The sequence below is a fragment of the Achromobacter veterisilvae genome (genome assembly GCF_900496975.1).
GTDB lineage: Bacteria > Pseudomonadota > Gammaproteobacteria > Burkholderiales > Burkholderiaceae_B > Achromobacter > Achromobacter veterisilvae.
Window position 1 is genome coordinate 1 of sequence record NZ_UFQC01000041.1, and the last position, 21,763, is coordinate 21,763.

Consider the following 21,763-nt stretch of genomic DNA (forward strand, 5'->3'; position numbering starts at 1 on the left):
CCCGCGTGCTGGTGATGGGCCTGACGTTCAAGGAGAACTGCCCGGACCTGCGCAACACCCGCATCGTGGACATCGTGAAGGAACTGGGCGATTACAACGTGGCGGTCGACGTCTATGACCCGTGGGTGGACGGCGAAGAGGCCGTGCACGAATACGGCATCACGCCCGTGGCCGAACTCGAGGAAGGCAAGTACGACGCCGTGATCCTGGGCGTGGCCCATCACCAATTCACGGAAATGGGCGCGGCCGGAATCCGCAAGCTGGGCAAGCCGGAACACATTCTTTATGACTTGAAGTACGTGTTGTCGCCCGCCGAATCCGATCTGCGCCTGTAAGGAGGATGCCGCATGAGCACGCGCTTCGAGACCCTGATGCTGGAACTTGCCGCGACGCCGCGCAAGTGGCTGGTGACCGGCTGCGCCGGATTCATCGGTTCGAACCTGCTGGAGACCCTGCTGAAGCTGGGCCAGACCGTGACCGGCCTGGACAACTTCGCCACGGGCCACCAGCACAACCTGGATGAAGTCCGCGGCGCGGTCACGCCCGAGCAATGGGCGCGCTTCACCTTCATCGAAGGCGACATCCGGGACCTGGAGGCTTGCCGCCGGGCCGTGCAGGGCGCGGATTTCGTGCTGCACCAGGCGGCGCTGGGCTCGGTGCCGCGTTCGCTGAAAGACCCGATCACCACCAACGAGGTGAACATCGGCGGTTTCCTCAACATGCTGGTGGCGGCGCGCGACGCTGAAGTGAAGTCCTTCGTTTACGCGGCGTCCAGCTCCACCTACGGCGACCATCCCGCGCTGCCCAAGGTCGAAGAGAACATCGGCAAGCCCTTGTCGCCGTACGCGGTGACCAAGTACGTCAACGAGCTGTACGCGGACGTGTTCGCGCGCTCGTACGGCTTCGAGACCGTGGGCCTGCGCTACTTCAACGTGTTCGGCAAGCGCCAGGATCCCAACGGCGCCTACGCGGCGGTGATCCCCAAGTGGACGGCCGCGATGATCCAGGGCGAAGACGTCACCATCAACGGCGACGGCGAGACCAGCCGCGACTTCTGCTTCGTGGACAACGCGGTGCAGGCCAACATCCTCGCGGCCCTGGCGCCGGCGGAAGGGCGCAACCAGGTCTACAACGTAGCGGTCAGCGGCCGCAGCACGCTGAACCAGTTGTTCGGCTTCCTGTTGCAGGCCCTGGGCAAGCAGGGCGTGCCCTACGCCAAGAAGCCGGTCTATGCCGATTTCCGTCCGGGCGACGTGCGCCATTCGCAGGCCGATGTCGGCAAGGCAAGCCGTTTGCTGGGCTACGCGCCGACGCACACCGTGCTGCAGGGCCTGGAAGTGGCAATGCCCTGGTACACGCAATTCCTGCGTTGATTTGAAAGCACTCGTCAGAAAACTCGGCAACATCCACCCGGACCATCAGCGCATTTTCAAGGGCGCGTTCCGGGTGGCCGTGTTCCTGCTGTTGGGCAAGGCCGCCGGCGCCATCAAGGAGATGGCGGTGGCGTACCGCTACGGCGTCAGCGACGCCGTGGACGCCTACCAGTTCACGATGACGATGGCCACCTGGCTGCCCGTCACGATTGTGGGCGTGCTGTCGGTGGTCCTGATTCCGGTGCTGGTGCGCCTGCGCCGCGCCGACGAAGCCGAAAGAAATCTGTTCATCGGCGAACTGCAGGGCTGGGTCGCCGCCGCCGGCCTCGCGCTGGCCCTGTTGACCTGGCTTGCCTGGCCGCAGGTGCTGGGCATGTTGGGGCAAGGCCTGTCGGCCCGCGTGGGCGAGATGACCGGCCAGTTGCTCGTCGCGTTCGCGCCCGTGTCGGCGCTGTTGCTCGTGGCAGGCATCAGCGCCGCCCGCCTGCGCGCGCAGGAGCGGCATGTCAACACCTTGCTGGACAGCGTGCCGGCCGTCGCCACGCTGGCCTGGGTCATGCTGGCGGCCAGCGCCGACGGCGTGGGGCCGCTGCTGTGGGGCACGCTGGTGGGCTACGCCATCCAGACCGTCTGGCTCGCGTGGCTGGCGGCGCGCGCCGACGGCGGATTCTGGGGAGCGCCGCGCCTGTCGCTGCGCTCGCCGCACTGGCCCGAATTGATGAGCGCCGCCGGCGTCATGCTGATCGGACAGGTGGCCATGAGTTTCGTCGGGCCGCTGGACCAGTACGCCGCCGCCAACCTGGGCGCGAACGCCAACGCCACGCTGGGCTACGCCAGCAGGCTGCTGTCCCTGCTGCTGGGCATCGGCGCGGTATCGGTGGGCCGCGCGGCATTGCCCGTGCTGGCCGACGTGCAGGCCCGCGGCGATACCGGACGCGCCCGCGCCATGGCGTTGAAATGGTCGGTGCTGATGCTGGCCGCGGGGGGCGTCGCGGTGGCCGTGGGCTGGGCGCTGGCGCCCTGGGGCGTGTCGGTGCTGTTCCAGCGCGGCGCCTTCACGGCCGAAAATACCCAGGCCGTCGCGCACGTGCTGCGCTGGGGTCTGTTGCAGTTGCCGTTCTATTTCGGCGTGCTGATCCTGGTGCAGTTGCTGGCCAGCCAGAACCGCTACCGTGTCATGGCGGCCATCGCGGTGGCCAATTTTGCGCTGAAAGCTGTGCTGAACACCGTGCTGGCGCCCAAGATGGGCGCGGCCGGCATCATGCTGGCGACCAGCCTCATGTATGTGCTGTCCTTTGCGTGCTACCTGGCGGTGGCGTTGCGCAAGGCCGAACCCAAGGAGGCCGATTGAATGTCCCTGACCGATTCCGGCCGGCCCTTGCGCGTGCTGCTGTTCATCCATTCGCTGCACGGCGGCGGCGCTGAACGGGTGGCGGCCGACCTGAGCGCGCACTGGGCCGGGATGGGGCGCGACGTCATGGTGGTGACGCAGGAAAGCGCCGAGGGCGATGTTTACGCGCTGCATCCGAAGGTGCGCCGCGAAGTGCTGCACACGGCGGGCGAAGGCGGCGGCCTGCGCGGCATCTGGAGCAATGTGCAGCGCGTGCGCGCGCTGCGCCGCGTGGTCCGGTCGTTCCGTCCCGACATCGTGCTGGGCATGATGACGACGGCGTCGGTGCTGTCCGTCCTGGCCTGCGCGGGCCTGTCCTGCCGGGTGATCGCGACGGAACACACGCATCCGCCCTCGCAGACCCTGTCGGGCTTCTGGCAGCGCCTGCGGCGCCTGACCTATCCGCGCGCGGCGAGCGTCGTGGCCCTGACCCGGGGCACCGCGGACTGGCTGGAGCGGCACGTGCCGGGCTGCCGGCTGGCCGTCATCCCCAATCCGGTGCACTATCCCCTGCCGCGAGCCGAGCCCATCCTGCCCCCGATCGCGGGCGGCGGCCGCAAGCGCCTGCTGGCGGTCGGCCGGCTGCATGCCGACAAAGGTTTCGACCTGCTGATCCAGGCTTACGCGCAACTGGCGGCATCGCATCCCGATTGGGACCTGGTCATCCTGGGCGAGGGCGACGAGCGCCGCGCGCTCGAGGCGCAGGTGCGCGAGGCCGGGCTGGAGTCCCGCGTCTTCATGCCCGGGCGCGCGGGCAACGTCGGCGACTGGTATGAAAGCGCCGATCTGTACGTGTTGACCTCGCGCTTCGAAGGCCTGTCCAATACCTTGCTGGAATCCATGGCCAGCGGACTCGCCGCGGTCTCTTTCGATTGCGACACCGGCCCGCGCGAAATCGTGCGCGAAGGGGTCGACGGCGTGCTGGTCCGGCCCAACGGCGACGTGTCCGCGCTCGGCAAGGCGCTGGACGCCGTCATGGGCGACGAGGAACTGCGCCGCCGCATGGCGCAGGCGGCAATCGGCGTGCGCGACCGTTTTTCGGCCGCGCGCGTGCTGCGGAAATGGCAAGAACTTTTTGACGGCGTGCGCGGACAGGGCCGCTAGGGCCCGTTCGGCGCGCCGTTGCTACGGTGACCACGAGAACATCATCATGTGCGGAATAGTCGGTATCTGGGGCCCCATCGGGAACAAGGCGCAAGTGCTGGCGGAAAGCTGCCGCCGCATCCGCCACCGCGGGCCCGACAGCAATGGCTTCTGGGAAGACGCCGGCGCCGAACTGGCGCTGGCCCACGTCCGCCTGGCGATCCTGGACCTGACCGAAGCCGGCCACCAGCCCATGACGTCCGCCTGCGGCCGCTACGTCATGGTGTTCAACGGCGAGATCTACAACCACCTGGACATCCGCAAGCAGCTCGAACAATCGGCGCTGGCGCCGTCCTGGCGCGGCCATTCCGATACCGAGACGCTGCTGGCCGGGTTCACCGCGCTGGGCATCGAGGCCACGCTGCAGGCCGCGGTGGGCATGTTCGCCATCGCGCTCTGGGACCGCGCCTCGCGCAAGCTGGTGCTGGCGCGCGACCGCATGGGCGAGAAGCCGCTGTATTACGGCTATTCGGGCGCCGAACTGGTCTTCGCCTCCGAACTCAATGGCCTGATGCCCATTCCGGGTTTCGGGCGCGCGCTGAACCGCAACGCCCTGGCGTCGTTCATGCGGCACAACTACATTCCCGCGCCGCAATCGATCTACGAAGGCATCGCCAAGCTGCCGCCGGGCACCTGGGTCGAGTTCACGGCCGACGATACCCGCAGCCGCCGCATGCCGGAGCCGCGCGTGTACTGGTCCGCCCGCGAAGCCGCCGACACCGCCGCGCAGTCGCCGCTGTCGTTCGAGACGGACGCGCAGGCCGCGGACGCGCTGGAAGGCGTGCTGTCCAAGGCGGTCGGCGGCCAGATGCTGGCGGACGTGAGCCTGGGCGCGTTCCTGTCCGGCGGCATCGATTCGTCGACCATCGTCGCCCTGATGCAGGCGCAGAGTTCGCAGCCGGTGCGCACCTTCGCCATCGGCTTCCATGAAAAGGGCTACGACGAGGCGCAGCACGCCAAGGCGGTGGCCACGCATCTGGGCACCGACCACACCGAACTGTACGTGACGGCGGAAGACGCGCTGGCCGTGGTCCCCTCGCTTGCCGACACGTACGACGAGCCGTTCGCGGATTCATCGCAGATCCCGACCTCCCTGGTCACGCGCATGGCTCGCCAGCACGTCACGGTGGCGCTTTCCGGCGACGGCGGCGACGAGCTCTTCGGCGGCTATTCGCGCTATTTCCGCGTGAACAACTGGTGGCACCAGTGCGAACGCGTCCCCGCCGTGCTGCGCAAGCCGGCCGGCGCCCTGCTCAGCGCGTCGGCGCTGCTGCCCGGACGCGGCGCCTGGCGCGGCAAGGTCGGCAAGCTGGGAGAGCTCCTGCGCGCCGACACGCGCGGCGAGTTCTACCGCCGTTTCGTGTCGTACTGGGCCGATCCGTCCAGCGTGGTGAAGGGCGGCGCGGAACCTGTCTCGGAGTTCGCGCGCGCCATGCAGGGGTCCACCTTCGAATCCATGATGAAGCTCGATACCGTGACCTACCTGCCGGACGACATCCTGGTCAAGGTGGACCGCGCCGCCATGGCGGTCAGCCTGGAGACGCGCGTGCCGCTGATCGACCATCGCGTGTACGAGTTCGCCTGGAGCCTGCCGCACCAGTACAAGGTGCGCGGCGGCACGGGCAAGTGGCTGCTGCGCCAGGTGCTGCACCGCCACGTGCCGCAGTCTCTGGTGGACCGGCCCAAGCGCGGGTTCGCCGTGCCGCTGGCGGCCTGGCTGCGCGGCCCCCTGCGCGAATGGGCCGACTCGCTGCTGGATCCGGCGCGCCTGCGCCAGGAGGGCTGGTTCGAACCCGAGCCCATCCTGCGCAAATGGCGCGAGCACACGTCGGGGCACCGCAACTGGGACAGCCATCTCTGGGGCGTGCTGATGATGCAGGCCTGGCTGGACCGCTATCGCAACGGCAAGGACCAGGGAGGAACGGTTGGGAGCCTTTGACGAATGAAAATACTGATGCTGGTCAGTTCCATGCATGCGGGCGGCGCCGAGCGCGTCGCCGCGACGCTGGTCAACGCATGGGCGGAGCGCGGCGACACCGTCACCTTGACGCCGACCTATTCCTCCAAGGGCACCTGCTTCTACCCGCTCTCGGACAAGGTCGAGCTGGCGTGGCTGGCGGATCTGTCGGGCACGCGCGCCTCGGGCGCCATGGCCGCGTTCAAGCGCCTTCTGACGCTGCGTCGGCATATCCGCGACACCCGGCCGGACGTCGTGGTGTCGTTCCTGACCAACGTCAACGTGGCCGCCATCCTGGCCACGCGGGGCCTGGGCGTTCCGCTCATCGTCTGCGAGCGCACGAACCCGGTGGCCGAGACCACCACGGGCACGGTGTGGCGCAAGCTGCGCAGCTTCCTGTACCCGTTCGCCGACATGGTGACGGTGCAGGCCGAGGACACCGCGGGCCCGTTTTCGCGCCAGGTGCCCGGCATCAAGCGTCTGGCGGTCATTCCCAATCCCCTGCCCGCGCCTTTGCTGGACGCGCCGCGCGTGCGGCAGCGCGACGACGGGCCCCTCGAATTGCTCGCGATGGGGCGGCTGGTCACGGACAAGCAGTTCGACCTGCTGATCGACGTGTTCGCGCAGTTGGCGCCCGACTTCCCGGACTGGAACCTGCGCATCTGGGGCGAAGGCCCGGAGCGCGGCGCGCTGAAGCAGCGGATCGAGCGCCTGGGCCTGCAGTCTCGGGTCAGCCTGCCGGGCCGCACCGAGACGCCCTGGGACGAACTGGCGCGCGGCCAGGCCTTCGTGCTGAGTTCGCTGGTGGAAGGCTTCCCCAACGTGCTGCTGGAAGCCATGTCGCTGGGCCTGCCCTGCGTGGCGTTCGACTGCCCCAGCGGCCCGCGCGAAATGACGCGCGACGGCCAGGACGCGCTGTTGGCGCCCGCCGGCAACCGCGACGCCCTGCGGGATGCGCTGCGCCGGGTCATGGGCGACATTGCCCTGCGCGAGCAACTGGGCATGCGCGGCTCGATCGCCGTGCGGCAGCGCTATGCGCTGGCCAGCGTGCTGTCGGAATGGGACGAACTGTTCGAAGCGGTGAGGGAAGGGCGATGAGCGCCCGCGCGCTGCGTGTCCTGCACGTCATCACCGGCCTGGGGCAGGGGGGCGCGGAGTCGGTGCTGTTCCGCCTGGCCACGTATCCGGACGCGGGCGTGGAGCACACCGTCGTATCGCTGACCGACGAAGGCATTTATGGCGAGCGCCTGCGCGCCGCCGGCGTGGCGGTGCATGCGCTGGGCATGAAGCGCGGGCGGGTCGGCCTGCGGGGCTTCATGGCCCTGCGCGGGCTGATCTCCCGGACCCGCCCCGACGCGGTGCAGACCTGGATGTACCACGCCGACCTGATCGGCGGCCTGGCGGCCCGGCTGGCGGGCGTGCGCGCCATCGCCTGGGGCATCCGCAATTCGGGCGAGCATCTTGAACGCAGCAGCCGGTCGGCGCGCCTGGTGCTGCGCGCGTGCGCGCTGCTGTCGGGCCGCGTGCCCAAGGCCATCGTGTGCGCCGCGCAGAAGGCGGCGGAACGCCACGCGGACAAGGGCTACCGGCGCGAGCGGCTGGTGGTGATATCCAATGGCTACGACCTGTCGCGCTACGCGCCCGACAACGCGGCGCGCGCGCGCATGCGCGCGCAGTGGGGCCTGGAGGGGGACGCGCCGGCTATCGGCTGCGTGGCCCGCTGGGATCCGCTCAAGGACCACGCCAACCTGTTGCGGGCCGTCGCCGCGCTGGTGCGCGACGGCCGCGACGCCGGCCTGCGCTGCGTGCTGATCGGCCGGGGCATGACGGCGGAAAATCCCGAACTGGGCGCCTTGATCGACCGCCTCGGCCTGCGCGACCGGCTGGTGCTGGCGGGTCCCAGCGACGACGTGCCCGCGGCGATGAACGGCCTGGACCTGCACGTCCTGTCCAGTTGCGCGGAAGGCTTTCCCAACGTGGTCGCCGAGGCCATGGCCTGCGGCGTCTATTGCGTCGTGACGGACGTCGGCGACGCCGCCTACATCGTGGGCGATACCGGCGTGGTGGTGCCGCCCGAGCAGGCCGAGGCATTGGCGCGCGGCATCGAAACCGCCCTGCGCGAGGTGGCCGCGCGCGGCCGCGAACGCGCGGGCGAACCGGGTCGCGCCCGGGTGCTGGAGCATTTCGGCCTCGCGCGCATGGTGCAGGGCTATATCGCCGTGTGGCGCCGGATTTCGGGAGTCCAAGCATGAGCGCCGGGCGCCGCCTGCTGTTCGTCGTCAACAACCCGGCGTTCTTCCTGTCGCATCGCGTGCCGGTGGCGCTGGCGGCGCAACGGGCCGGCTACGAGGTCCACGTCGCCACGATGGACGGGCCCGCCGTCGCCGACATCCAGGCGCTGGGCATGACGCATCACGCCATCCCGATGACGCGCAGCGGCAAGCATCCCTTGCAGGAACTGGGTACGCTGCTTGCCTTGATACGGCTGTTCCGCCGCGTGCGGCCGCGGATCGTGCACCTGGTCACGATCAAGCCCGTGCTCTACGGCGGCATCGCCGCGCGCCTGACCGGCGTGCCGGGCATGGTCGCGGCGATCTCCGGGCTGGGCTTTGTGTTCCTGTCCAATTCGCTCAAGATGCGCCTGGTGCGGGCGGTGGTGGCGCGGCTGTACCGGCTGGCGCTCGGCCATCCCAACAGCCGCGTGATCTTCCAGAACGCCAGCGACCGCGATCTACTCAAGTCGCTGGGCGCCGTGCGCGACGCCCAGGTCGTGATGATCCGCGGGGCCGGGGTCGATCTGGACGCCTATCGGGCCTCGCCCGAGCCACCGGCGCCGCCCGTCGTCGTCACCATGGTGGCGCGCCTGCTGCGCGACAAGGGCGTGCAGGAGTTCGTCCAGGCGGCCCGGCTGCTGCGGGAGCGCGGGGTCTCCGTGACGATGCAACTGGTGGGCGGCGTGGACGCCGGGAATCCCGCTTCGGCGACCCAGGAGGACGTGGACGCATGGCAGCGCGAAGGTTCCGTCCACGCGCTGGGCGAACGTTCGGACGTGGCCGAACTGTACGCGGCCTCGCACATCGCCGTGCTGCCGTCCTACCGCGAAGGGCTGCCCAAGTCCCTGATCGAAGCCGCGGCCTGCGCGCGGCCGGTCGTGACCACCGACGTGCCCGGCTGCCGCGACGCCATCGAACCGGGCGAGACCGGCGTGCTGGTGCCGGTGCGCGATGCGCGGGCGCTGGCCGACGCTATCGCCCGTTTGGCCGAGGACGCCCCGCTGCGGCAGGCGATGGGCGCGGCGGGCAGGGCGCTGGCCGAACGCGAGTTCGACGTCGAGCGGGTTGCGCGCATCCAGGTGGAACTCTATGATGAGCTTTCCCGAGTGTCAGACACCCGTACGGGACGGTCTTGAAACGCGAGGTAGCCTTCGCGGGTGTCTGACACCCCTCTGCGGCAGAGGCGTCTTCGTTTCGTTGGTGTCAGACACCCGGGAAGACCGCTACAGGCCGCGCGGCCATCCCATACGGGTGTCAGACACTTTGCGGCGGATCCTCCCACGTGTCTGACACCCGTACGAGAAGCTGCCGCGAACACGAGACTGTCTTCCCGGGTGTCAGACACTCAGGAAGCAGAACTGCGCCGCGCAATCGCGTCGATCCAGTACCGCGTGGACGGGTCCTGTTCGGTCGCCTGCGGCGAATCCAGTTCGTGCATGATGCTCTTGGCCAGGGCCTTGCCGAACTCGACGCCCCATTGATCGAAGGGATTGATGCCCCAGATCACGCCCTGGGTGAACACTTTGTGTTCGTATAGAGCCAGCAGCGCGCCCAACGTGTAGGCTTCCAGGCGCGGCAGGACGATGAGCGAGGATGGGCGTCCGCCCGGGTGGACGCGATGCCGGGCCAGCAGCCGCGCGCGTTCCGGGTCGCTTTCGGTTGCCGAGGTTTCGGCCAGCGCTTCCTCGTAGGTCTTGCCGCGCAGCAGCGCGGAGCGCTGCGCCAGGCAGTTCGCGATCAGCAGTTCATGATGCCGCGCGTAGGCATGGGCAGGCTGTTCGCACAGGATGAAATCGACGGGCGCGCCCGCCGTGTCCTGGTGCATCCATTGGAAAAAGGTGTGCTGGCAGTCGGTGCCCGACATGCCCCACACCGCGGGGCCGGTGGGCACGCCGGCGGGGCTGCCGTCCGCGGTGGCGACCTTGCCCAGCGATTCCATTTCCAGTTGCTGGGCCCACGGAACGATGTGGTAGAGCCGCGAATCGTACGGGGCGATCACCAGCGAGTCGTAGCCCAGCACGCTGCGGTTGACCACGCCGGCCAGCGCCAGTTGGACCGGCGCGTTTTCTTCGATGGGCGCGGTGCGGAAATGCTCGTCCATGGTGGCGGCGCCGGCCAGCAACTGGTCGAAGACGTCGTTGCCCAGCGCCAGCGCGATCGGAAGGCCGATCGCCGACCACAGTGAATAGCGGCCGCCCACCCAATCCCAGATCTGGAAGATGTGGTCGGGCAGGATCCCCAGATTGAGCGCGGCCTCGACGTTGGCCGTGACGGCCACGACCTGCTTGATCGGGTCCGCCACGCCGGCGTCGCGCAGCCAGTTCATCGCCACTTCGGCGTTGGCCAGGGGTTCGGTGGTGGTGAACGACTTGGACGCGACGATGACAAGCGTGTCGTGCGGATCCAGCCGGCTCATGGCGTCGGCGACGGAATGCGAGTCCACGTTCGAGGCGAAGCGCACCTCGCGGCGGGCGCCGCCGTGGCGCAGCGCGCGCGTGACCAGCCTTGGCCCCCAGTCGCTGCCGCCGATGCCCAGGTGCAGCACGCAGCCGTAGCGGCCCGCCGCGTCGGCCTTCCGGACGAATTCCCGCAGGCGTTCGCGTTCGGCCAGCACGGCCTTGGCCACCATGGCCGGCGGTTCGGGCGCGCGCAAGGCGGTATGCCAGGCGGCGCGTTCTTCGGTCCAGTTGGCGTTGCCGCCGTCGAACAGCCGGGCGCGGGCCGCGTCGAATCCCTGCTGCGCCAGCAGCGCCGCTTCGGCCTTCTGCAGGGCGGGCGAATAGGCCTGCGCGCTCAGGTCCAGGCGCAGCCCCGGAGCGCTGATGAGGCGCAATTGTTCGCCCCGTTTCGGGGCGGAACGCGTCGCGGCGATGAACTCTTGCCACGCGGGGCTGTTCGATAAGGGCATGGGCGGTCTAGAAGGGCAGGTTGGCTTGCGGCGCGAGCTTGCTCAGTTCGCGGCGGAAGTCGGCTTGGATGCGTTCCAGCGCCGCGGCCGTCTGCGCTTCGAATCGCAGTACGACGACGGGCGTGGTGTTCGACGGGCGCGCCAGGCCGAAGCCGTCCGGGTACTCCGCGCGCACGCCGTCGATGGTGATGACACGCTGGGCGCCGGGGAATTGTCCCTGGTCCTGCAGGGCCTGGACCAGGGTGAAGGGCTGGCCTTCTTCCATTTCGAGCTTGAGCTCGGGGGTCGAGACGTCCTGCGGCAGGGCTTCCAGCACGGCGCAGGGATCGGCGGCGCGCGACACGATCTCCAGCAGGCGGGCGCCCGTGTAGAGCCCATCGTCGAAACCGTACCAGCGTTCCTTGAAGAAGATGTGGCCGCTCATTTCGCCGGCCAGCGGCGCGCCGGTCTCGGCCAGCTTGGCCTTCACCAGCGAATGGCCCGTCTTCCACATGAGCGGGACGCCGCCGGCCGCTTCGACCGACAGGCCGACGTGGCGGCTGCACTTCACGTCGTAGATGATGGTGGCGCCGGGATTGCGTTCCAGCACGTCGCGGGCGAACAGCACCAGTTGGCGGTCGGGCCAGACGATCTGGCCGGACTTCGTGACCACGCCCAGGCGGTCGCCGTCGCCGTCGAACGCCAGGCCCAGTTCGCAGTCGGTCTCGGCCACGCACTTGATCAGGTCCTGCAGGTTCTTGGGCTCGGCCGGGTCGGGATGGTGGTTGGGGAAGTTGCCGTCCACCTCGCAGAACAATTCGGTGACTTCGCAGCCCAGCGCGCGGAAGAGCGCGGGCGCGACGGCGCCGGCCACGCCGTTGCCGCAATCGATCGCGATCTTCATGGGCCGCGCCAGCTTGACGCCCGAGGCCACGCGGGCGACATAGGCCGCCATCAGGTCCAGTTGGCGGCGCGTTCCGGCGGGCGCGGCCGCGGCGGGGGCGGGGCCGTTCATGGCCGCGGCCAGCGACTGCACGTCATCGCCATAGAGGGCGCGCCCGCCCATCATCATCTTGAAACCGTTGTACTTGGGCGGATTGTGGCTGCCGGTGATGGCCACGCCCGAGCCGGTCTGCATGACGTTGGCGGCGAAGTAGACCAGGGGCGTGGGCACCATTCCGATGTCCAGGGTATCCACGCCGCCTTCCAGCATGCCTTCCTGCAGCGCCACCGACAGCATTTCGCTGCTCAGGCGGCCGTCGCGGCCGACGACCAGCGTCTGCACGCCTTGTTCGCGCGCGCGGAAGGCCAGCGCCGCGCCGAGCGCGCGGGCGAAGCGGGCGTCGATCAGGTCCGGCACGGTGCCGCGGATGTCGTAGGCCTTGAAGACTGCGGCGGGAAATTGCGTGTTGTTGCCCACGGCGGTTCCTTCCATAAGGGGTTACAGCGCGGGTCCTGGCTAGGTTTAATGGTAAACCCGCGAGTCAGAACGCGCCTGGCAAAGGGCCAAGGCGGAATTATCCCCCATTGGAGGTCGCCCTTCATCCGGCGGATGGCGTAGGGCATTTGCCGCCGGGCCGCCCGGGCGGGCCGCGCGCCCCGGTCTGGTGCGCGGACGGGGGCGATTCCGCCTTGTTCCGGTGCAAGTCGCCAGCGCCGCCGGAAGGCGCTTCCAGGGGGGCGGCGCATGGCATAAAACTTGCTCGATGCTCGAAGGTGATACGCTTGCTATGCAAGCAGAAAGACCGGAGGGGCCATGGGAGCCAAAGTTTCTACTGTCATGTCATCGGGAGGCGCCACCAGCCGGCGGGGTCCCCCCACGGACTATGCCGGGCCTGCCGCGGGCCGCGAGCGCCGGCTCGACATCCATGTGTTCGTCTCCGAATCGGGCGGCCTGGCCACGGGCCGCGCCTGGGAACGCTGCGTCTGGCGCGACGCCCGGGTCCTGATCGCCGAATGCCCGGCGCCGCACCTGCCGTCTTCCGTCGAGAACGCATTGCGCACCGTCGCCGCCGACGTGGCGCGGGATCGCGGCTGGCAGGGCATGGGCACGGTCGCTTTCGCGCTGGACGACCGCAGCGGCGTGTTCCGCGTGATCGACGCCGAGGCGCGGGCGCATTCGGGCGAGGCCGTTGCCGACTTCGAACCCGTCGCCGCGCATGCGCTGGAAGTGCGCATCGACGGCTGCGTCGACCGCCGCCTGCCGTGCACGCGGCTGCTGGTGTGCGGGGCGACCCGGGGCGAGGCCCTGCGCCGCGCCTACCGCGCCCTGTCCGAAATGCCCGGCCCCGCGGGCATCGACCGCGCTTTCCTGATGAACCGCATCGCGTCGCGGGCCTTTTGCTCCGGCCTCACGGGAACGCGGCTGGACCAGGCGGTCGGCTAGGTCGCTTCCGCCCTACAATAGTCCGCACCTTCCCCGATCCAGCGCCTGGGCGCGACCAGGCCTTTCTTGTGCGGCGCATATGAATTTGCTGAGCGATCTGCAATCCCTCCTGGGTTTTTCCCACGTGCTGACCGGCGCCGACGCCGAGTCCTACACGCTGGACTGGCGCCGCCGCTACCGCGGCGCGGCGCTGGCGGTGATCCGCCCGGGCTCCACCGAGGAAGTGGCGGCGGCGGTAAGGCTGTGCGCCAGGCACGGCGTGCCCATGGTGCCGCAAGGCGGCAACACCGGGCTGTGCGGCGGCGCGACGCCCGACGATTCCGGCACGGCGGTCGTCCTGTCCACCGCCCGCCTGACCGCGGTGCGCGCCCTGGATACCGACAACGACACCATCACCGTGGAAGCGGGCTGCGTCCTGCAGGCCGTGCAGGAAGCGGCCGCCGCGGCGCACCGGCTGTTTCCCCTGAGCCTGGCCGCGGAAGGCAGTTGCACCATCGGCGGCAATCTCGCGACCAACGCCGGCGGCACGCAGGTGCTGCGCTACGGCAACACGCGCGACCTGACGCTGGGCCTGGAGGTCGTGACCGCGGAAGGCGAGATCTGGAACGGCTTGCGCGGCCTGCGCAAGGACAACACCGGCTACGACCTGCGCGACCTCTACATCGGCAGCGAAGGCACGCTGGGCATCATCACTGCGGCCACGCTGAAACTGTTTCCGCGGCCGGTGGCCTCCTGCACCGCGCTCTTGACGCTGGACAGCATCGACAGCGCGGTGGAACTGCTGTCGCGCGCGCGTTCGGGCTTCGGCGCCGCGCTGACCGGCTTCGAACTCATGAGCGGCGCCTGCCTGCAGGCGGTCGTGCGGCTGTTCCCGCAGCAGCGCCTGCCGTTCGAAGGCGAGTCCGCGGCTTCCCCGTGGTTCGCCCTGCTCGAACTGTCCGACAGCGAAAGCGAGGCGCATGCGCGCGAACGCTTCGAGGCCGTGCTGGGATCCGCCATCGACAGCGGGCTGGTGAACGACGCGGCCATCGCCGCCAACGTGGCGCAAAGCAGGGCGCTGTGGCACCTGCGCGAGAGCATCCCGCTGGCCGAGGCCGAACTGGGCAAGTCCGTCAAGCATGACGTGTCCATCCCCATTTCTTCCATCGCCGGCTTCGTGCACAAGACCAACGCCTTGCTGCAAGCCCGCTTTCCGGGCGTGCGCCACGTGATCTTCGGCCACCTGGGCGACGGCAACCTCCACTACAACGTGGCCAATGCGCCGGGGCAGACCGAGGCCGAACTGCTGGCGCTGCAAAGCGAAATCTACGGCGTGGTGCACGACAGCGTGCACGCCCACGACGGTTCCATCAGCGCCGAACACGGCGTGGGCCAGCTCAAGCGCGACGAACTGCCGCGCTACAAGAGCCCCGTGGAACTGGCGTTGATGCGCAGGATCAAGCGCGCGCTGGATCCGCAGGGGCTCATGAACCCCGGCAAGGTCCTGCAGGCATAGGGCCCGAATCATGGCAGCCAGTCCCGCTGCGGGCGCGAATTGCAGAATCCTGATCGTCGAGGACGACGCGATCATCGCCGGCAATCTGTATACCTTCCTCGAGGCGCGGGGCTTCCTGCCCGATACGGCCTACTCCGGGCCGGCCGCGCTGCAGCGGCTGGCGGAGCAGCGTTTCGATGCCCTGATCCTGGATATCGGCCTGCCGGGCATGGACGGCAACGCCGTGCTGCACACGCTGCGCAACGACAGGCGGCTGGACGTGCCCGTGCTGATGCTGACCGCGCGCGACAGCCTGGAGGACAAGCTGGCCGGGTTCTCGCATGGCGCCGACGACTACCTGACCAAACCGTTCGCGTTGCTCGAGGTCGAGGCGCGCCTGCTTGCGCTGATCCAGCGCGCCAAGGGGGCGACCGTGGATTCCGTGCGCGTCTTCGGCCCCCTGCAGTACGACACCCGCAGCCGCGCCGTGTCCGTCAACGGCAATCCCGTCCACCTGACGCGCAAGGCCGCCCTCATCATCGACGCCTTGCTGCGCGATCCGGGCAGGGTGGTGTCGCGCGAAGAACTGGAATCCGTGCTCTGGGGCAATGAGCCGCCTTCCTCGGATGCGCTGCGCAGCCAGGTGCACCTGTTGCGCCGCGCGCTGGCCGACGCCGGTTTCGATGGCATCGAGACCGTGCACGGGACGGGGTGGCGCCTGTCCCTGGACGGCGGGACGGCGCCATGACGGTCGCCTCGGGCGGCACCCTGACCCAGCGCGTGGTGTGGGCGCTGACGGGAACGGTGGCGCTGTTCGTGACCGCGCTCGCCCTGCTGGCCTACCTGACCTTCGACCAGATGGAAGACGATCTGGTCAACGACATCCTGAACACCGAAATGGACCGGCTCGTCCAGCACGCGCGCGACAGCGACGGTTTCCTGCCGCGCGAAGGCGTGCGCGAACTGGGCGGCTCCATGCGCGCCTGGGTAAGCGTGGACGGCAACCGGCCCACCGGCATCCCCGAGGAAATCCTGTCCCTGGACAGCGGCCTGCACCTGATCGAGCCGGGCGCGTACACCTGGCACGTCATGGTGGCCGAAACCAGCCGCGGCAAGGTGTACCTGCTGTATGACGCCACCGACAACGAAGAGCGGGTCCATGACTTCGGCCTGATCGTGCTGGGCGTGGGCGCCATCTGCGTGGTGGGAGCCTATGCGCTGTCGCGGCGCGTCGCCGCCGTGGCGGTCGGCCCGCTGCTGGACCTGACGGACCGGCTGGCGACCTGGGCGCCCGGGTCGCCCGACATGGCCGTGACGCGCGACGACGAGGCGGGCCGGCTGATCGAAGCCTTCAACCGGGTGCAGAATCAGGTGGACAGGTCGATCGCCCGCGAGCGCGAATTCGCGGGCAACCTGAGCCACGAGGTGCGCACGCCCCTGGCCGCGATCCGTTCGGACAGCGAATTGATGCTGCTGACCCAGGCGCTGACCCCGGATCAGCGCCTGCGCCTGACCCGCGTGGTGGACAACGTGGATGACGTCATCGTGAGCCTGGAGAGCGCCCGCGCCATGGCGCGGGATCAACTGCGCCCGCCGGAGCCCGTGGACCTTTCCGCCTGCATGGAAGACGCCTGGCGAGGCTACGAGGCCCAGGCGGAGCTGGCGAAGCTGCGGCTCGACAACCAGATCCCCGCCGGGCAGGCCCGCACGCTGGATCGCTACGCCCTGCTGACGGTATTGCGCAACCTGGTCCGCAACGCGGTGGAACACGCCGCGCCGGCGACGCTGACCGTCCGCCTGGCCGCCGACGGCGGGCTGGAACTGGGCGACGACGGCAAGGGCATCGCCGCCGACGACCTGCCGTTCCTGTTCCGCCGCTACTACAGCGGCCGCATGCGGGATTCCGGCACGGCGGCGGCCGACGAAACGGCGCGCGGGCTGGGCCTGGCGATCGCCAAGCGCGTCTGCGACATGCAGGGGTGGTCCCTGACCGTCGAATCCTCGCGGCAAGGCGAGGCGCGGGGAACCCGTTTCACGCTGCGCTTCGAGGGCGGGGCGGATCTGCCGGCGGCGGCCGGCGCGCAAAGCCGGATTTGACGAAATTTCGACTGCGGGCGCCGTAGTCTCTGCGTTTTCCCGACGCGCCCGCCCCATCGACCATGCCGTTCCTATCGCTGCCCGCGCTACGCAAGCCGGCGGCCGCCCCGTACCTGTTCAGCCACGTCATCGCGGTCACGCTCGCCCTGGCCTGTCTGGCCTGGTGGACCAATGCCTCCGGGCTGGACCTGCGCATCGCGCAGGCGCTGTTCAACCCGGCCCTGGACGATTTCCCGCTGCGCGCCAACCGCTGGCTCGACCTGATCGGCCATCGCATGGTGCTGGCCTTGCCGGTGAGCGTCGCGCTGGCTTCCGTCGGGGTGGTGGCGGCCAGTTACCGCATCCCGGCATGGAGGCCGTGGCGCGGGCCGGCGCTGGCCGTGGCGGCGACCTGTCTGGCCGGGCAGCTCCTGGTGAACCAGTTGAAGCACCATACGACGCTGCCCCGTCCCTACGATCTGGATACGCTGGGCGGATATACCCCCTATCCCCAGCACTGGTGGACCTGGGCGCGCGCGAAGGCGGGCGGCGCCCTGCCCAGCGGCCATGCCGGCGCGGGCTATTCGATGCTGACCCTGTATTTCGCGGGCTGGGCGCTGGGGCGGCCGGCGTGGCGCTGGTGGGGCCTGGCCATCGGCGTGGCGGCCGGCGCGAGCTTCTCCGCCGTCCGCATCCTGCAAGGCGCCCATTTCCTGAGCCAGACGCTCTGGTCGGCGGCGCTGCTGTGGTTCCTGGCGGCGGCGTTCTTCTATCCGCTCATCGCGGGCGGCATCCCCGCCTGTCGCGGCGGCAACGGCGGGAAGCGCGCATGACGGTACGTTGTCGTACAACCTCCCACGTATAATCGGCAGGCGCGAGTTTTCAGTGTCTCGCTTTGTGCAACCGATTCCGGACCTCCCCGATGACCGCTCCCGCCGAACCCTCCGTCCTGCCGCGGCGCCGTCCCAGGAGCCTGGCCCAGGGCCTGGTGGAAAGCATCTCCGGGCGCATACGCGGCGGCGACATCCGGCCGGGCGACAAGCTGCCGACCGAATCCGAAATCATGCGCCAGTTCGGCGTCAGCCGCACCGTCGTGCGCGAGGCGCTGTCCCGGCTGCAGGCCTCGGGCCTGGTCGAAACGCATCACGGCGTGGGCACATACGCGCTGGAGCCCAGCGGCGGCGGCGACTTCCGGGTGGACCCGGCCGACATCGCGACGGTGCGCGACGTGTTGGTGCTGCTGGAGCTGCGCATCTGCCTGGAAAGCGAGGCCGCGAGCCTGGCCGCGGCCCGGCGCACCGACGCGCAATTGCAGGAGATGCGGCGCGCGCTGGACGCGTTCAAGCGCGCGCTGGAAAGCGGCGGCGACACGGTCACGCCGGACTTCCAGTTCCACCTGCTGGTCGCGCAATCCACCGACAACCGCTATTTCGCGGACCTCATGTCGCACCTGGGATCGGCCATCATTCCGCGCACCCGCATCAATTCCGCGAAGTTCGCGCATGAAGACCGGGCCGCCTATCTGGCGCGGGTGAACCTCGAGCACGAGGACATCTACAGCGCCATCGTGCGCCAGGACGCCGAAGGCGCGCGCGCCGCCATGCGCACCCACCTGAGCAACAGCCGCGAGCGCCTGCGGCGCGCGCAATAGGGCGACCGCCGGGTGGGCCGCGCCAAACCGCGTTAATCTTGCCCGTTTTCCTATTTTTTCGACGACGAGGCGGCATGGTTCTGCTCGGCATACAAAGCAGCGTTACTTTCATTGAGCCGGCATCCCCGGGCCGGCGGAGGGCGGATTCATGCGCCGGCTGACGCTACGGTTCATCATCGCCGTCCTGGCGCTGCTCACGCTTTCCCGCCTGGGCCTGGCCTTCTGGATGTGGGACCGCGTGCAGGCCGCCGGCGGCCTGGCGCCGCTGCTGTGGGGCGGCCTGCGCATCGACGTCTGCCTGATGTCCATGGTGATCGCGCTGCCGGCGGTACTCTCGCCCTGGTTCGGGCACCGGCCGCTGGCCGTGCGCATCACCGCCTGGTGGTTCCGCGCGTGGTGGATGCTGTACGCGCTGCTGGAAGTCTCCACGCCCCAGTTCATCGCGGAATACGACACGCGGCCCAACCGGCTGTACTTCATCTACCTGCTAAACCCGAAGGAAGTCGGGTCCATGCTGTGGCAGGGCTACAAGGGCGTGCTGCTGGCTGCCTTCGTGGCGTTGGCGCTTGCGGCATGGATGGCGGTCAAGCTGTTCCCGGCCCGAGTGCGCGACCCGTTCATGGCGTGGTGGAAGCGGCCGCTGGCCACGCTCGTGATCCTGGCGCTGGTGTTCCTGGGCGCGCGCGGCACGCTGGAGCACCGCCCGATCAATCCGGCCAAGGTCGCGTTCAGCTCCGACGCCATGGTCAACGCGCTGGCGCTGAATTCGCTGTACAGCGTGTTCGACGCGGCCTATCGCATGCGCGACGAACGCTCGTCGGCCGCGATGTATCCCAAGATGGCGGTGGACAAGATGAACGCCATCGTGCGCGAAGAGGCCGGCATGGCGGGCGCGCCGCTGGACCCGCGCTACCCCAGCCTGCACGAGCAAAAGGCCACGGTGCGGCGGGACAAGCCCCTGAACCTGGTGATCATCCTGCAGGAAAGCCTGGGCGCGCAGTATGTGGGCAGCCTGGGCGGGCGCGACCTGACGCCCAATATCGACAGGCTGGCCAAGGAAGGCTGGATGTTCCGTCGCGCCTACGCGACGGGCACACGGTCGGTGCGGGGCATCGAAGCCGTCACCGCGGGCTTTCCGCCCAGCGTGGCCGACGCGGTCGTGAAGCTGCCGCGTTCGCAGACCGGCTTCTTCACGCTGGCGCAGTTGCTGGGCAGGCACGGCTACCATTCGCGCTTCGTGTACGGCGGCGAATCGCACTTCGACAACATGCGGGCCTTCTTCCTGGGCAATGGCTTCGACGAGATCGTGGACCGGCCCAAGTTCGTGGATCCGGTGTTCGAGGGATCCTGGGGCGCGTCGGACGAAGACATGTTCAACCAGGTGGACCGCCTGCTGCGCGCCGACGGCGGTAAGCCGGTATTCACGCTGGCGTTCTCGGTCACCAACCATTCGCCCTGGGAGTATCCGGCCGGGCGCATCGCGCCGGTCGGGGATCCCGCCTCGGTGGACAACACGGTGCGCTACGCGGATTGGGCGCTGGGCCAGTTCTTCGACAAGGCCAGGAAGGCGCCCTACTGGGACAACACGGTGTTCCTGGTGATCGCCGACCACGATTCGCGGGTCTACGGCTCGATCCCGGTGCCGGTGCGGCATTTCCAGATCCCGGCCCTGATCCTCGGGGCCGGAATCGCGCCCCGCCAGGACGACCGCCTAGTCAGCCAGATCGACATGGCGCCCACCTTGCTGTCGCTGATCGGCCTGGACAACGTGAATCCCATGCTGGGGGCGGACCTGACCCAGCGCGACCCGAACCGGGCGATGATGCAATACGCGGACAACTTCGGATACCTGGAAGGCGACAAGCTGCTGGTGCTGGAGCCCTCCAAGCCGCCCAGGGAATTCCGGTACGAGGCGGCGCCGGTGGGCCGGGACGAAATCTACGAGCCGGCGCCGTCCGCGGATCTGAAGCTGATGGACGAAGCCCTGGCGCACGCGCTGTGGGCAAGCTGGGCATACCGCGAGGAGAAGTACCGCTTGCCCTGAGGTTCCCGTCCCGCCGGGCGGGGATCGTCGCATGCGGCCGCTTTGATCCTGCGCAAGCCATTTTGCGCCGGGCCGTCGCAAACTGGCGGCCATGACTTTTCCAGATCAGTCCCCGGAAGCGATCCGTGCCGCCGCTGCCGCGCAACGCGGCGCGGACGAGCCCGGCAATCCCGTTCAGCGGCGCCGCGCGTTCCCCATGCCGCGCGGCCGGTTCGCATGGATAACCGGCGCGGTCAGCGTCGTTCTGCTGGGCGCCAGCACGCTATTCTGGTGCCTGCTGCTGTTCCCCGTCGCGCTGCTGAAGCTGCTGCTGCCCTTCGCCGCGGTCAGGCGGCGGGTCGACCCGGTGCTCAACGCCATTGCGACCGCCTGGGTGTCCAGCAACGCCGGATGGTTCGCGCTGATCCAGCAGGCGCCATGGGACATCCAGGGCAACGCCGGGCTGCGCTACGCGGATTGGTATCTGGTCAACTGCAATCACCAGTCCTGGGCGGACATCTTCGTGCTGCAGTACTCGCTGAACCGGCGCATCCCGCTGCTGAAGTTTTTCCTGAAGCAGCAGTTGATCTACGTGCCGGTGATCGGCCTGGCCTGGTGGGCGCTGGACTTCCCGTTCATGAAACGCCACGGCAAGGCCGAGCTGCGCCGCAATCCGGCTCTGGGGCGCGAGGACCAGGAGGCCGCGCGGCGCGCCTGCGCGAAGTTCTCGCTGGTGCCGACCAGCGTGATGGTGTTCGTCGAGGGCACGCGCTTTACCGAGGCCAAGCGCGCCTCGCAGTCCTCGCCGTACCGCCATCTGCTCAAGCCCAAGGCGGGCGGGCTGGCGGTGGCGCTGAACGCGATGGGCACGCGCTTTCGTTCGATGATAGACGCCACCATCGCGTACCCGGAGGGGATACCCAGCTTCTGGGACCTGGCCTGCGGCCGCGCCGGCCCGGTGGCCGTGCGCATGCGGCAACTGCCGGTGCCGCCCGAGTTCTGCGGCGCCGATTACACCCGGGACAAGGCCTTCCGCACGGAATTCCACCATTGGCTGGGCCGGCAGTGGCAAGCCAAGGACGAGGAGGTCGAGAGGCTGATGGCGCGCCGCGCCAACTGAGCGCGGGCGC

The 21,763-nt window shown here is 69.2% G+C and carries 18 protein-coding genes; 16 read left to right on the plus strand and 2 right to left on the minus strand.

Annotated features, from left to right (window positions below; genetic code table 11):
- From AVE30378_RS26755 to AVE30378_RS26790, 8 genes are all read left to right on the plus strand, one after another.
- A partial coding sequence (locus AVE30378_RS26755) for a UDP binding domain-containing protein (protein ID WP_279636211.1) occupies nt 1-335 on the plus strand: 335 nt, incomplete at its 5' end.
- A gap of 12 nt (nt 336-347) precedes the next feature.
- Nucleotides 348-1,373 carry an SDR family oxidoreductase gene (locus AVE30378_RS26760; protein ID WP_129245324.1) on the plus strand — a complete coding sequence of 342 codons (1,026 nt, stop codon included), beginning with the start codon at nt 348-350 and terminating at the stop codon, nt 1,371-1,373.
- Nucleotide 1,374: 1 nt separating this feature from the next.
- The gene (gene murJ / locus AVE30378_RS26765; protein ID WP_129245326.1) at nt 1,375-2,724 is read left to right on the plus strand and encodes a murein biosynthesis integral membrane protein MurJ; all 1,350 of its coding nucleotides are present in this window, start codon (nt 1,375-1,377) and stop codon (nt 2,722-2,724) included.
- Entirely contained in the window at nt 2,725-3,867 is a 1,143-nt protein-coding gene (locus AVE30378_RS26770; RefSeq protein ID WP_129245328.1) for a glycosyltransferase family 4 protein, read from the plus strand. It abuts the gene before it with no gap.
- 46 nt (nt 3,868-3,913) lie between these two features.
- Entirely contained in the window at nt 3,914-5,845 is a 1,932-nt protein-coding gene (asnB, locus tag AVE30378_RS26775; protein ID WP_129245330.1) for an asparagine synthase (glutamine-hydrolyzing), read from the plus strand.
- Nucleotides 5,846-5,848: 3 nt separating this feature from the next.
- The gene (locus AVE30378_RS26780) at nt 5,849-6,961 is read left to right on the plus strand and encodes a glycosyltransferase family 4 protein (protein ID WP_129245332.1); all 1,113 of its coding nucleotides are present in this window, start codon (nt 5,849-5,851) and stop codon (nt 6,959-6,961) included.
- On the plus strand, nt 6,958-8,115 hold the full coding sequence (locus tag AVE30378_RS26785) for a glycosyltransferase family 4 protein (protein ID WP_165360313.1): 1,158 nt from the start codon (nt 6,958-6,960) through the stop codon (nt 8,113-8,115). The genes AVE30378_RS26780 and AVE30378_RS26785 overlap by 4 nt, the downstream gene beginning before the upstream one ends.
- The gene (locus tag AVE30378_RS26790) at nt 8,112-9,272 is read left to right on the plus strand and encodes a glycosyltransferase family 4 protein (protein ID WP_129245334.1); all 1,161 of its coding nucleotides are present in this window, start codon (nt 8,112-8,114) and stop codon (nt 9,270-9,272) included. The genes AVE30378_RS26785 and AVE30378_RS26790 overlap by 4 nt, the downstream gene beginning before the upstream one ends.
- Nucleotides 9,273-9,481: 209 nt before the next feature.
- Here the strand turns inward: AVE30378_RS26790 and pgi are convergent, their stop codons facing one another.
- Nucleotides 9,482-11,044, minus strand: a complete 1,563-nt coding sequence (gene pgi, locus AVE30378_RS26795; RefSeq protein WP_129245336.1) for a glucose-6-phosphate isomerase — start codon at nt 11,042-11,044, stop codon at nt 9,482-9,484.
- A gap of 7 nt (nt 11,045-11,051) precedes the next feature.
- The gene (locus AVE30378_RS26800; protein WP_129245338.1) at nt 11,052-12,458 is read right to left on the minus strand and encodes a phosphomannomutase/phosphoglucomutase; all 1,407 of its coding nucleotides are present in this window, start codon (nt 12,456-12,458) and stop codon (nt 11,052-11,054) included.
- 321 nt (nt 12,459-12,779) lie between these two features.
- On the opposite strand from AVE30378_RS26800, the gene AVE30378_RS26805 reads away from it, so the two are divergent.
- The 8 genes from AVE30378_RS26805 (at nt 12,780) to AVE30378_RS26840 (ending at nt 21,753) form a co-directional block, all read left to right on the plus strand.
- The gene (locus AVE30378_RS26805; RefSeq protein WP_129245340.1) at nt 12,780-13,409 is read left to right on the plus strand and encodes a BPTD_3102 family carboxylase-like protein; all 630 of its coding nucleotides are present in this window, start codon (nt 12,780-12,782) and stop codon (nt 13,407-13,409) included.
- Nucleotides 13,410-13,488: 79 nt separating this feature from the next.
- Nucleotides 13,489-14,904, plus strand: a complete 1,416-nt coding sequence (locus AVE30378_RS26810; protein ID WP_129245342.1) for an FAD-binding oxidoreductase — start codon at nt 13,489-13,491, stop codon at nt 14,902-14,904.
- Nucleotides 14,905-14,914: 10 nt separating this feature from the next.
- Nucleotides 14,915-15,631 carry a response regulator transcription factor gene (locus tag AVE30378_RS26815; protein WP_129245344.1) on the plus strand — a complete coding sequence of 239 codons (717 nt, stop codon included), beginning with the start codon at nt 14,915-14,917 and terminating at the stop codon, nt 15,629-15,631.
- Nucleotides 15,628-16,980, plus strand: coding sequence for a sensor histidine kinase (locus AVE30378_RS26820; RefSeq protein WP_129245346.1), 1,353 nt, complete (start codon nt 15,628-15,630; stop codon nt 16,978-16,980). The genes AVE30378_RS26815 and AVE30378_RS26820 overlap by 4 nt, the downstream gene beginning before the upstream one ends.
- Nucleotides 16,981-17,042: 62 nt before the next feature.
- Nucleotides 17,043-17,792, plus strand: a complete 750-nt coding sequence (locus AVE30378_RS26825) for a phosphatase PAP2 family protein (RefSeq protein ID WP_129245348.1) — start codon at nt 17,043-17,045, stop codon at nt 17,790-17,792.
- An 89-nt stretch (nt 17,793-17,881) separates the two neighbouring features.
- Complete coding sequence (locus AVE30378_RS26830; RefSeq protein WP_129245350.1) at nt 17,882-18,610, plus strand: FadR/GntR family transcriptional regulator; 729 nt, start codon at nt 17,882-17,884, stop codon at nt 18,608-18,610.
- 148 nt (nt 18,611-18,758) lie between these two features.
- Nucleotides 18,759-20,654 (plus strand): LTA synthase family protein, encoded by a 1,896-nt coding sequence (locus tag AVE30378_RS26835; RefSeq protein WP_129245352.1) that lies wholly within the window; start codon nt 18,759-18,761, stop codon nt 20,652-20,654.
- Between the two features lie 196 nt (nt 20,655-20,850).
- Nucleotides 20,851-21,753 (plus strand): acyltransferase, encoded by a 903-nt coding sequence (locus AVE30378_RS26840; RefSeq protein WP_129245418.1) that lies wholly within the window; start codon nt 20,851-20,853, stop codon nt 21,751-21,753.
- Nucleotides 21,754-21,763: the final 10 nt, after the last annotated feature.

Bases quoted from the DNA above. Each gene is read 5' to 3' on its own strand.
- AVE30378_RS26825 (WP_129245348.1), top strand. From the start codon at position 17,043: ATGCCGTTCCTATCGCTGCCCGCGCTACGCAAGCCGGCGGCCGCCCCG.
- AVE30378_RS26780 (WP_129245332.1), top strand. From the start codon at position 5,849: ATGAAAATACTGATGCTGGTCAGTTCCATGCATGCGGGCGGCGCCGAG.
- AVE30378_RS26815 (WP_129245344.1), top strand. From the start codon at position 14,915: ATGGCAGCCAGTCCCGCTGCGGGCGCGAATTGCAGAATCCTGATCGTC.
- AVE30378_RS26830 (WP_129245350.1), top strand. From the start codon at position 17,882: ATGACCGCTCCCGCCGAACCCTCCGTCCTGCCGCGGCGCCGTCCCAGG.
- AVE30378_RS26805 (WP_129245340.1), top strand. From the start codon at position 12,780: ATGGGAGCCAAAGTTTCTACTGTCATGTCATCGGGAGGCGCCACCAGC.
- asnB (WP_129245330.1), top strand. From the start codon at position 3,914: ATGTGCGGAATAGTCGGTATCTGGGGCCCCATCGGGAACAAGGCGCAA.
- AVE30378_RS26820 (WP_129245346.1), top strand. From the start codon at position 15,628: ATGACGGTCGCCTCGGGCGGCACCCTGACCCAGCGCGTGGTGTGGGCG.
- AVE30378_RS26800 (WP_129245338.1), bottom strand. From the start codon at position 12,458: ATGGAAGGAACCGCCGTGGGCAACAACACGCAATTTCCCGCCGCAGTC.
- AVE30378_RS26840 (WP_129245418.1), top strand. From the start codon at position 20,851: ATGCCGCGCGGCCGGTTCGCATGGATAACCGGCGCGGTCAGCGTCGTT.
- AVE30378_RS26770 (WP_129245328.1), top strand. From the start codon at position 2,725: ATGTCCCTGACCGATTCCGGCCGGCCCTTGCGCGTGCTGCTGTTCATC.
- pgi (WP_129245336.1), bottom strand. From the start codon at position 11,044: ATGCCCTTATCGAACAGCCCCGCGTGGCAAGAGTTCATCGCCGCGACG.
- AVE30378_RS26785 (WP_165360313.1), top strand. From the start codon at position 6,958: ATGAGCGCCCGCGCGCTGCGTGTCCTGCACGTCATCACCGGCCTGGGG.
- AVE30378_RS26760 (WP_129245324.1), top strand. From the start codon at position 348: ATGAGCACGCGCTTCGAGACCCTGATGCTGGAACTTGCCGCGACGCCG.
- AVE30378_RS26790 (WP_129245334.1), top strand. From the start codon at position 8,112: ATGAGCGCCGGGCGCCGCCTGCTGTTCGTCGTCAACAACCCGGCGTTC.
- AVE30378_RS26810 (WP_129245342.1), top strand. From the start codon at position 13,489: ATGAATTTGCTGAGCGATCTGCAATCCCTCCTGGGTTTTTCCCACGTG.
- AVE30378_RS26835 (WP_129245352.1), top strand. From the start codon at position 18,759: ATGCGCCGGCTGACGCTACGGTTCATCATCGCCGTCCTGGCGCTGCTC.